The following is an 11,214-nucleotide window of genomic DNA, read 5'->3' as shown; positions in this document are numbered from 1 at the left end:
TGTGATGCTCTGTCAAGCTTGTTTTGTTTATAATTTTTTTCACTCGACCCCAGTGTGTTTTTACCTTAGGCTACGGCCCAGTTCAAATCCCAAGATGAGATTTTACATGGGTCGTTGTGCATTCTTAACCACTACAGGTCTCGAAAATTTCTTTGTTTACGATGATTTAGTTAAACCGCATTTAGCCGCGCTTGGCTGGCAGGTTGACGATGTATCATGGCATGATAAAGAAATAGACTACAGCCAGTATGATGTAGTAATAGTCAGAAGTACCTGGGATTATCAGCTACACGCAGACTCTTTTATGCAAACACTTGCGCGCATTGACGCTAGCAGTGCACATTTAGAAAACCCCTTAGCGTTAATGCAATACAACATATCTAAATCGTATTTGAAAGACTTGGCAGAAAAAGGCGTGGATATTCTGCCCACGATTTGGCTAGGCGCCTTCAATAGCAAACAAATTCAAGCTGCCTTTAACTACTTTGGCACAAGTGACATTATTATAAAGCCGCTGATAAGTGCTAATGCCGACTTCACCTATCGCTTAAACGAAGAAGACTTTTTATTTAACCAACAAAGCATAAAAAAAGAGCTGCAAGGGCGTGAAATTATGGTCCAAGCTTTTGAAAAAAGTATTGTTGATGAGGGCGAATATTCACTTTTCTACTTTGGCGGTGAATATAGTCATAGCATTAACAAGGTGCCCGCCAGTGGCGATTTTAGAGTGCAAGAAGAGCATGGCGGGCAACTGCACAGTATTGCGCCTAGCGAGGCCATGCTAGCACTGGCGTTAAAAACCTTGAATGCTTTACCTGAAAGTGCCCTTTATGCTCGCATAGACATGCTAAGCACCGCCAAAGGTTTAGCGATTATTGAAGTAGAGCTGATAGAGCCTTCTTTGTACTTTAATATGGATGAGGCTTCGGCATTGCGGTTTGCACAGGCAATCGTAAAGCGGGCGCAAGCTTAAGACCTTATCAGAATGGCCTTACTGTATTATTGAGTTAATGTTTGAAACTGAACATCCTTTAAAATCTGCTTAACTTTTATTAACCATACATTTTTGATACAGCTTGAATTTGCGCAAGGAATAATGAATAAGGTCGTCTCTAATGATCACAAATGGCACATTGGAGACTGGAGCAAAGCCTCCTAAATAAGCAGATTTAAATACCGGTGATAGCAAAATCCAATGCATCGATAATATGGTGCCTTTGCAGTTCAATGGTTCCTAACGGCTGCTTCAGAAGCCGCTTTGGCATTGATGTTAGCTGAGGTGTAACTAGAAAGTATTTCCTATCATTGTATTCAATTAACGGCGTCAACTTTTTCATTGCTTGATTAGACAAAACTTCAGCATTTGCTAGGGGAATTATTAGTCTAGTGGCTAAGTCATTTATTATTGAATGTTGGATGTCGACGATATAAGGGAAAGCCTCTTTAGTTTTCTGAGATGGGTTTCTATAGATTTCAAATTGCGCCATTAAAGTTCTCTGTATTCGTCACTGAAACAACCATTTGCTTCTATATATTTGTTGTAAGCCGAGATGGCGGTTTTGTTTTCCGCTTTCCATCTCTCACTTTCAAGTATGGCTAATTTTTCATTTAGGGCCTGTTCAAGCGTAGCAGAAAGATTAACGTTTAATTTTTTTGAGCGTTTTAATAAATCGCTATTAACCGATAAATTAGTTGGTTTTTTAGGGGCATTGATATCGTAAAGATGACTCATAAGTTTTTCCTTTTTATTCAGCCCCACCATTATGCGCATTTCGATGCGCATTGTACAGAGTGAGATTTAAGCGGTTGGTTGAATCAAAATCTGAGCAATAAGCTCTGGTTACTAGTTAGGCAAAGCGAATTTTCGTGGTAACGCTAAACGAGCTATCAGTTTGTGGCACGTTTGCCGTCATGCCTAAGTCTTGTGTAGTTTCAAACATTAATAGGATCGAACACTTACGCGCCTTATTCACTTAAGGCTGTCGGGGTTAAATTTATGCCCAAGCTTGGTGGTCTTTGTCCGTAGATACACTTTATTATCTTCGGTGATGCCGTGATCAATGGGACGGCGAGAAATAATATTAACACCTAAATCCGTTAAGGCCTGAATCTTTTGAGGATTGTTAGTCATGATCTCAACGTTGCTAACGTATAAAGTGTCTAGCATAACTTTACAAATCGCATAGTCGCGTAAGTCAGCATCAAAGCCTAAATGTTCATTCGCCTCTACCGTGTCGTAACCTTGGTCTTGAAGATTATAGGCGCGGATCTTATTTAGCAGTCCTATGCCGCGACCTTCTTGGCGTAAATATAAAAGCACGCCGTAACCATGCTCTACGATATTTTCAAGCGCTCTTTCTAGTTGAAAGCCGCAGTCGCAGCGGGTGCTAAAAAGAGCATCGCCGGTTAAACACTCTGAATGAACGCGAATGGGTACGGTTGCAATAGGATCCCAATTACCGTAGGAAAGTGCTACATGCTCTTGACCATTGCTATGGTCGATAAACCCGTGGATCGTAAAATCCCCATATCGGGTGGGTAACTTTGCTCGACTGATAAACTCAAATTTAGGCGTGTTAGATGTCATTTATTTCTGCTTTTTGTACTTTTATTTTGCGGCTTTTATACGTAAACAAGCAACTGGGACCCAAACCACAATTACAAGCGTCTATTTGCGGCAATACATATTCCACGTGATGAAATGTCTACGTGTGCTGCGGCTCTGAAAAATCAGTGTAAGAGGTTAATGGCTCGGGCTTAGCAATACAATAACCTTGGGCAAAGTTTACGCCCATTTTTCCAATTTGGACCATTATTTCAGGTGTTTCTACAGATTTAGCGACCGTTTGGATGTTCATGGCCACCGCGACATCTTTAATAGAGCTTACCATGGCGAGGTCGATTGGGTCGTGCAAAATGTTGCGAATGAAGTGACCATCTATTTTTACAAAGTCTACCGGTAAATCTTTTAAGTAGCTATAGCTTGAAAACCCGCTGCCAAAGTCGTCAAGTGCGAAGGTGCAGCCCAGGCGTTTAAACTTAGTCATAAATTCAACCGCGTCATTCATTCTAATAATAGCCATCGTTTCGGTTATTTCAAAACAAATTTTCTGGTACGCAATGCTATACTTTTCAAAGGCATTTAATAGGAAATACTGAAAATCGTCGTCAGACAGACATAAGCCTGAAAGGTTTATATTGGCTTTGCCTAGTTTAGCTTCATGCTCGGGGTTTGCCTGCAGCCATTTAAAATAGGCTTCAACAACTTGCTTGTCTATTTTGTTGCTAATAAGCGCTTTTTCTGCACTGGGCATAAAAAACTCAGGTGTCACCAGGTCGTTGTCTTTTGTCCGCAAGCGTACCAATATTTCATAGTATTGTAATTCGTCTGACTTATTAAGCGGTCGATAATGTTGATAGAAAAGCGCGAAGCTTTCATCTTTTATCGCCTTATTAACTTCATTTACCCAAAACAAGTCACGCTTATAGTGTGAATGCATCCCCATTTCGGGCGAATAGATTTGAATTTTATCGCGCCCGCTTTCTTTTGCAATTAAGCAGGCTGTGTCGGCATAGCTTAGCAGCTCTTCGCCACTTGGAATACTGTCATCGCAGGATGCGATACCAATACTGACGCTTTGGTTAAAAATGTGGCGATCCCATTTAAACTCAAATTTGCGTACTTTTGCAAGCAGTGAGTTGGCTAAGATGCGCAGCTCATTGCTATCTTCAAAATCGACAATTAAGCCAAACTGGTCGGCACTGAGTCTTGCAAAAGCGTAACGCTCGCTTACTACAGCAAACAGCTCATGCGAGAGCTCTTTTATAAAGACATCGCCGGCGGAGTGCCCGCAGGTGTCGTTTATGACTTTAAACTGATCGACATCTAAAAATATTAGGGCAAATTTCTTGGTATTTTCACGAGACTGAATGCGCTCATTCATCATTTGCAAAAAGTGCCTGCGGTTGAATAAGCCAGTGAGCTGATCATGGGTATTTAAATACTGCAGGTTTACCTGGTGGAGGCGTCTTTGAGTAATGTCAAACAGTGAACCAAAGTGCAGATTTTCGCCGTTTACTTTTTTCAACTGGCATGAAATAGAAAACCAAAACTCGCTGCCGTCAACGCGTTTGCCTTTCATTTCTTTACCTAGCACCGTTTTTTGTATAATCAGTTCGCCTAATAAAAGGTCAGCGCCTTTAGTATTGGACAAAAAGTCAGCTATGTTGGGTTTGTTTGACAATAAATCATCACCGTTTTTATAACCAAATAACGCGCATATAGCAGGATTTACCTGAATAAGGTCACCGTTTGGCAGCGCGGTATAAAGACCTTCCGCGGCATGTTGAAACAGGTCGTTGTAATGCTGCAGCTGTTCTATTTGTTCACCTTGGGAGAAAATACGTTTAGCGTGAATGGATTGTTCACGGCTAATAATAGCCACGCCAATTAACATGACTCCTATACACGTAAACGCAAATGGATATAAAGCGGTGTATGATAGGTAATCGTCCCGGTTCAAAAAGCTTAAAAATTCGAATATCCCCACTAAGCCCAAAAATATCCAACCAATAAAGTATATAGCCGCGCTACGTAAATCAATCGCTTTGTGGTACACCACGGTTGCAATGATTTTACTGGTGAAAAAGAAAATGGAAAACGCCATTAAGGCGACTAACTGGTTAAAATCACTCAGCACGAAGACGCCCAATAAGGGCAGTGCTAAAAGTACATAATTTGTGCCCACCCACCAAGAGGGAATTGGGTCAAATATAAGACGGGTTATTTTTATGCTCGCAAATAGAGTGAGTACTAAACTTAAACTGGTGAGCTCAGCGGTCATTGATGGTAGAAAGAATAACGACGGTAATATACCTTCAGCGTTGAGCATGGTGGTCATTGCGCCGGTGGCTAACAAAAAAAACCAAAAACGAGCGGGTGCATTTTGCAGCACGTAAGTCAGCAAAAAGTAAGTTGCTAGCAATGACAAACCGCCGCTCATTGCGCCTAATAATATAAGCCGCACGCTCGCTTCTTGGGAATAAGCTTCGGTTTGCCACAGCTCAAGGGGGAGCAATGTTTGTGCGTCGTCTTGTATGCGAACATATATAGTAAAGGTAGATTCGCTTCGAGACACAAAGTGCATTTTGAAGCTTTTGCGGCTTAAATTTGTAGCGCTTGACTGTTCGTCTTCAGATCGTGCGCTTTGAATTATCCGACCCTGCTCGTCAAGTAAAAATACATCAACGCGATCGATAAAAGCACTGCCAGCTATTAACGTGAGCATGCGGTTAACAGTTGCGTTATTCGCTATGTTAAAGCGCACCCACAAGACCGAATTCTCTGCAATAGTCGTAAACTCTGTGTGCGTTTGCCACTGACTGAGCTGCTGCACGTCTGAAAGTAGTGCGTCTTCTTGCGTTACATGAAACTCAGCAAAAGGATTAACGTTTATGGCGTTGTTGAAGTAAGCGTCAAGCGCTTTACCTTCGTATTGGCTTTGTGCCGGACTTTGCCAGCTTAAGGAGCTTAAGATTATGGAAATTAGTAAAATAAGCAGGCGCAATAGGATCATTTACCTTTGTCATTGTCATTGTTGTAGGATATTTAGCCAGGCAACCTTGTGTTGTCAGGCGCTTAACGAATAACTGTCTGCAGGACGCTCTGTACTAGGTACACTTAAATATAACAAAATATACGCAACGTGAATTAGTGTAAAGGTTAATACTAATTACAAACTAATACAACAAGTGCTACCAATAGCTAACACATTTTTTAATGTGCTCTCATTAGTTAACATAAGGTGCGATAATTTCACTATACGGTATGCTAAGGTATTGAACGATTGGTAACAACATAAGTTAACAAGGATCCTAGCGATGAAGTTACAGCTTGATTATGTAAAGTCCTCTAAGCATTTATTGGTAAAAATAGCAGCGCTGGCAAGTTTACTGATGAGTGTGTCGGCCTGTGGAGAGCCTAGCCTTGTGCCAAATATTGTTCAGGGCGAAAGAAAAGCAGCCATTTGCGGGCAATGCCATGGTAAAAACGGCATCTCTATTATTCCTATTTATCCTAATTTAGCGGGTCAAAAACAAGCTTATATGGAACTGCAACTGCAGGCCTTCCGATCAGGTCAGCGCATTAATGCTGCTATGTCACCTCATGCTAAACGGCTCAGCGATCAAGATATCGTGGATTTGTCAGCTTTTTATGCAAACATGGACCCGTCGGGTAAGAAAGTTCCCAACAGCTCAAAATAACAAGCCGCTCATATTTAGCTGGGTGTAATCTTAAACGTCGCTAGGTGTGTATAACTCAATATCACTTATCTAAAAGGCCGTACTATGTTCATTTTACACCATCTAAATAGCTCACGTTCACAGCGTCTAGTGTGGATGTTTGAGCTGTTAAAGCTCGATTACGAGATAACAGTATACCAACGCGACGCCACTACAAATTTAGCGCCCAGCAGTTTAAAAGCAATTCACCCTTTAGGCACCGCACCGATTATCTCCCATAATGGCAATAACATTGTAGAAACTGGCGCTATCTGCGAGTACATAGTAAAAGAAGCCAAAGACACCACCCTTATACCGCCCAAAGAGCATGACGATTTCGTTAATGTGCAGTTTTGGTCACATTTCGCCGAAGGCAGTTTTATGCCACCGCTGGTAACATCTATGGTGTTAAATAAAGGCATAGAAAAAGCGAGTCCGTTTTTCATAAAGTTCGTCGTAAAGAAATTTGTTGAAGCCGTTATAAATGCCTATTTTGGCAAGGCAGTTGCGCGCAACATGTCGTTTGTCGAAGATCATCTTGAGGGTAAGCAGTGGCTAGTGGGCAACAATATAACCGTGGCCGATATTCAAATGAGCTTTGGTTTAGAAGCCATGTATAACGCAGGCAAGTTAGCAGATTCGCCCAATATGACGGCCTACGTAGAGCGCTTCCAAAGTGAGCCTAGCTACAAACTCGCAATGAAAAAGATGGCCGCTGCTGAAAAAGCTGCCAGCTAGGTCTATCTAGCCGACAAATAATCTGCAATTAGGCGAGTGAAAGGCCCGCCGTATTGCAGCAGTTTCTTTTCTCCCACGCCGGTTACATTTAAAAAATCGTCTAGCGTGATTGGCATTTTGGCTGCCATGTCGTTAAGGCTCGCGTCGCTGAATATGTTAAAGGCCGGTACGGCTTGTTCTACCGAGAGCTTTTTGCGCAAATTCTTAAGCTTGGCATACAGCACCTTGTCTATATTGCTGGCTTCGTAGGTATTCTTTTTAGCCGAACTGACTTTAAATTTAGGCACCGCTAGCTGCACAAGCGTGCTGCCTTTAAGCACCCCTTTCGCCGACTCATTTAGGCGCAAAATACCATTAAGTGTCATATCAATGCGTATATGACCTTGGTGAATTACCTGTTGAATAATATTATGCCAATATTGGTCTGGGTCTTTTTTACCAATACCATAGGTGCTGAGTTCATTATGCTTGTTGTCGAGTATTTTATGATGTTGCTTGCCTCTAAGTACATCAATTACGTACTGCACTGCGGTGTCACCTTGTAATCTGAAAATACACGACAACAGTTTTTGGGCGACTACGCTGCCGTCAAACATTTTAGGCGGATACTGGCAAATATCACAGTTGCCACAAGCTTTGTGGCGGTGATCGCCAAAATAATTAAGTAAAACTTGGCGTCTGCAGGTTTGTGCCTCAGCAAAGGCCTGCATGGCTTCAAATTTGTGCATTTCAATGCCAAAACGCTCTGAGGTGGCGCCATCGGCAATCCATTTTTTGATACGCGCGGCGTCTTTGTCGTCAAATAGCAACAGCGCTTCGGCCGGCATACCGTCACGTCCGGCACGACCCGTTTCTTGGTAAAACGACTCAATGCTGCGCGGCACGTCGTGATGCACCACAAAACGTACGTTTGATTTGTTTATGCCCATGCCAAAGGCAACAGTGGCGATGACTACCTGTAGGTCGTCTGCTAAAAATAGATTTTGTACGTGCTCGCGTTCTTGCGTGTCTTTACCTGCGTGATAAGCACCGCAGCTTATTCCTGCTTTTTGCAGCTTTGCTACTAAGTCGTCTACTTTAGCGCGGCTGTTGCAGTATACAATGCCGCTGTTGCCGCGCTGCTGCTTTACAAAGTCAAGCACTTGGTCACCGCCTTTATACTTCGCCAGCAGATTGTAGCGTATATTGGGTCGGTCAAAGCCACCCTTATAAACAAATGGATTGTTTAAGCCTAGTTGATACACAATGTCGGCTTGGGTCGCATGATCTGCTGTGGCAGTGAGTGCGATAACCGGTGCGTTGGGAAAAGCGTGTTTAACTTCGTGTAAACGGCGGTATTCTTTGCGAAAATCATGTCCCCACTGACTTACGCAGTGAGCCTCGTCTACTGCTATTAAGCTAATGTTGAGGGTCTGCAGGCTGCGCAAAAAATAGCTTTGCAGCAAACGCTCAGGGGCGACATATAAAATGTCGAGTTCGCCACTGTGAAGTTTTCGCGTGACTTCATTAGCCTCTTCAGGCGCCAGGCTTGAATTTATATATGCAGCCTCTACCCCTTGGGCCTGAAGCTGCTGCACTTGATCTTGCATAAGCGAGATGAGCGGCGAAACAACTATTGTTATGCCTTCAAAAACAAGGGCAGGTAACTGGTAGCATATTGATTTACCGCCGCCGGTGGGCAGCAGGATTAAGCTGTCGTGGCCGTTTAGCACACTTTCTATGACGTCCCACTGGCCGTCACGAAATTCATCGTAACCAAAACTTTTTTTCAGCACCTTTAAGCAGGTGTTTTGCAAAGTAATGTTAGGCGTTATATCGGTGTTAATGCTCTTCAGAACATTGCTAGTTTGGGTCAAAGTACTGCTCAATTTCAATAGACGCTAATTAGCAACCTATTGTACTTATATTTGCACTGGTAATCTAATGATCTGCGGGATAGTTTGTCGGTGTAGTACAAACAGACCTTGCATGCCGATAAGCAATACTGCGACAATACTTGCCTATTCAGCTCAAGGCTTTATGCGTAGCGCTATAAAGTCGCGCTACGCTATTGGACACGACGTGAACGCTCAAGCAAATGATCAAACTAAAATAGGCATAATATTTGCCCTTTGTGCCTATAGTATGTGGGGGTTTGCGCCTATCTACTTCAAAATGCTTACCGCTATTCCAGCCCCCGAAGTGCTCATGCATAGGGTGGTGTGGTCTGTTTTTGTGCTGTGTTTTTTGGTGCTTGGTCTGCGCGGTATTGCTAAAGTGCGCGTGGCAATTGCTTCAACGAAAGTCCTCAAAACACTATTTATTGCGGGCTTGCTGCTTGCACTTAACTGGCTGCTATTTATTTGGGCCGTTAACAACAATTACATGCTAGAGGCGAGTTTAGGATACTACATTAACCCCCTAATTAACGTGTTTTTAGCCCGCCTATTTTTGGGTGAAGTATTGCGGCCCCTGCAAAAAGTAGCGGTGGGAATTGCGCTTGCTGGTGTACTTATTTTGCTTTTTACCTATGGCGAATTGCCGTGGATAGCCTTAACGCTGGCGTTTAGTTTTAGCATATATGGACTTTTGCGCAAGCAAGTGGCAGTTGATTCCATGCCGGGCCTGTTTATAGAAACACTTATGATGCTGCCCGCAGCGATTATTTATTGGGTATGGTTTGCTGAGGTGAGCGGCAATTTTACCCAAAATTCATCTCACTTAAATATTGTGCTTATGTGCGCTGGTATTGTAACGACCGCGCCGCTGCTGTGCTTTACGGGAGCAGCTCGTCGACTAAGGTATTCCACACTAGGATTTTTACAGTATATTGGGCCTAGTATTATGTTTTGCTTAGCCACCTTTATGTACGATGAACCTTTATCAAGCGCCCGGCTAGTTACCTTTATCTTTGTGTGGTCAGCGCTTGGATTGTTCACGTACGACTCGGTCACGGCTTATAGGGCTGAGCGTAAACTCAAGAAGGCTGTGCAAAGCCCTTAGTGAAATAATTTGTTTTAACTTTGTAATCCTCTAGTCAAGTAATGGCTACGTCTACACCCCATGTATTACCAAAAAGTCCGACGTACGTTGTTGGCACCTAGAAGTGAGGACGACCTCAGCGCTCGATCATTGTTAGGGGACGGCCCAAAACTAATTGTGAGCTTTATATGAACTGGGTGATTTTGTTTGTGGCTGGTCTTACGATTGCAAATGCCTGACCAAGTACCCAACGAGCAGTGGTAACGATATTCGCTAAGAAATCTTTAATCGCCAGTAAACGTAGTTTGCCAAGCTCTTCTTTAGCATCAATTTGATAGCAGCCCTGAGCTTGAAGTTAACGGAACCGGCTCTGCCTGTAACCAGTTTAACTTGTCATACTGCGCTTGTGCACTGGTAATATGCAAGGTAAAAGCATGACGAGATTTATCAGAACGATTAGCTTCACTAAAATGTGGCAAAACACCGTTAAACACTACAAGCGATCCTGCTTTTACTTCTAATGGTAAGGCCCGTTCATTTGCTGGCCATTTAATATTTGTTAATTGTACAAGTTCAGTGCTGTCGTTAGGGTAGCGTTTAAATTGCTCTTTTAGAGGGAAATTTGCACCTGCTTTGTCTACTTGTAGGCAACCGTTGAGTAATGTGGCATCTTCTATCGCAAACCAAAATGTGACTACCGACATTGGCATAGTGTAAAAATAAGAAGCGTCTTGATGCCACCGAATTACGCCGCCTATTTTGGGCTGTTTAAAAATGTACATCGACTGGCGAATTTCAGGCGCTATAACGCCAAGGCCTTTGGCGATATCTGAAATTATTTTAGATTGGCTAAAGGCCTTGAACTCTGGCGATAATACATGCAGTGCATGGCCAATTTTATTGATGCTCAAGGATTTGTCTTGTTGTAATTCGCCAGAAGATGAGAAAGCTTCTTCCTCAAAAAAACATCTTACTTTGTCACCTGACGCTAAAAAATAGTGGTCACGGTTAGTGTCGGCGTTGTCAGTAGAAAAAACAGATCTTGTTGACTCTGGGTCAAAGTCATCCACTATTTTAAGGGCGGCTTGGCGCAGTGTTTGCATCTGCTGCGGGCTAAATAGTTCATCCAAAACCAAATGACCTTGTGTTTGATATGCTTGCTGCTGTGCTTGAGTGAGCATTTATTCAATTCCTAACTTTGCATAAATTTTTAGACTTCAGTCTCATTACCTG

At 42.8% G+C, this 11,214-nt stretch carries 10 protein-coding genes; 4 read left to right on the top strand and 6 right to left on the bottom strand.

Features of this window, described 5'->3' with window-relative positions; all coding sequences use genetic code 11:
• The first annotated feature begins 106 nt into the window (after nucleotides 1-106).
• Complete coding sequence (locus BAE46_RS03840; RefSeq protein WP_006002301.1) at nucleotides 107-973, top strand: ATP-grasp domain-containing protein; 867 nt, start codon at nucleotides 107-109, stop codon at nucleotides 971-973.
• A 196-nt stretch (nucleotides 974-1,169) separates the two neighbouring features.
• On the opposite strand, the gene BAE46_RS03835 is transcribed toward BAE46_RS03840, so the two are convergent.
• From BAE46_RS03835 to BAE46_RS03820, 4 genes are all read right to left on the bottom strand, one after another.
• Entirely contained in the window at nucleotides 1,170-1,487 is a 318-nt protein-coding gene (locus BAE46_RS03835; protein ID WP_040519856.1) for a CcdB family protein, read from the bottom strand.
• Nucleotides 1,487-1,732, bottom strand: a complete 246-nt coding sequence (locus BAE46_RS03830) for a type II toxin-antitoxin system CcdA family antitoxin (protein WP_040519854.1) — start codon at nucleotides 1,730-1,732, stop codon at nucleotides 1,487-1,489. Before BAE46_RS03830 ends, BAE46_RS03835 begins: the two co-directional genes overlap by 1 nt.
• Before the next feature lie 237 nt (nucleotides 1,733-1,969).
• Nucleotides 1,970-2,587: a GTP cyclohydrolase II gene (gene ribA, locus BAE46_RS03825; protein ID WP_070111784.1), complete on the bottom strand. Its 618-nt coding sequence runs from the start codon at nucleotides 2,585-2,587 to the stop codon at nucleotides 1,970-1,972.
• A gap of 118 nt (nucleotides 2,588-2,705) precedes the next feature.
• Nucleotides 2,706-5,576 (bottom strand): EAL domain-containing protein, encoded by a 2,871-nt coding sequence (locus BAE46_RS03820; protein WP_040519852.1) that lies wholly within the window; start codon nucleotides 5,574-5,576, stop codon nucleotides 2,706-2,708.
• Nucleotides 5,577-5,880: 304 nt separating this feature from the next.
• Between BAE46_RS03820 and BAE46_RS03815 the strand changes: the two genes are divergently transcribed.
• Both BAE46_RS03815 and BAE46_RS03810 read left to right on the top strand, forming a co-directional pair.
• A complete protein-coding gene (locus BAE46_RS03815) occupies nucleotides 5,881-6,264 on the top strand; it encodes a c-type cytochrome (protein WP_006002288.1) in 384 nt (127 codons plus the stop codon).
• 84 nt (nucleotides 6,265-6,348) lie between these two features.
• Nucleotides 6,349-7,020, top strand: coding sequence for a glutathione S-transferase (locus tag BAE46_RS03810; protein ID WP_006002286.1), 672 nt, complete (start codon nucleotides 6,349-6,351; stop codon nucleotides 7,018-7,020).
• Between the two features lie 2 nt (nucleotides 7,021-7,022).
• On the opposite strand, the gene recQ is transcribed toward BAE46_RS03810, so the two are convergent.
• Nucleotides 7,023-8,846 carry a DNA helicase RecQ gene (recQ, locus tag BAE46_RS03805; protein WP_081483868.1) on the bottom strand — a complete coding sequence of 608 codons (1,824 nt, stop codon included), beginning with the start codon at nucleotides 8,844-8,846 and terminating at the stop codon, nucleotides 7,023-7,025.
• A gap of 193 nt (nucleotides 8,847-9,039) precedes the next feature.
• Between recQ and rarD the strand changes: the two genes are divergently transcribed.
• Nucleotides 9,040-10,002, top strand: a complete 963-nt coding sequence (rarD, locus tag BAE46_RS03800; protein WP_051987256.1) for an EamA family transporter RarD — start codon at nucleotides 9,040-9,042, stop codon at nucleotides 10,000-10,002.
• A gap of 305 nt (nucleotides 10,003-10,307) precedes the next feature.
• Here rarD and BAE46_RS03795 read toward each other — a convergent pair whose 3' ends face one another.
• Nucleotides 10,308-11,162 (bottom strand): phytanoyl-CoA dioxygenase family protein, encoded by an 855-nt coding sequence (locus tag BAE46_RS03795; RefSeq protein ID WP_070111783.1) that lies wholly within the window; start codon nucleotides 11,160-11,162, stop codon nucleotides 10,308-10,310.
• Nucleotides 11,163-11,214: the final 52 nt, after the last annotated feature.

The sequence above is a fragment of the Glaciecola punicea genome (assembly GCF_001756615.1).
GTDB classification, from domain to species: Bacteria; Pseudomonadota; Gammaproteobacteria; order Enterobacterales; family Alteromonadaceae; genus Glaciecola; species Glaciecola punicea.
This window is presented reverse-complemented; position numbering and strand designations above follow the sequence as displayed.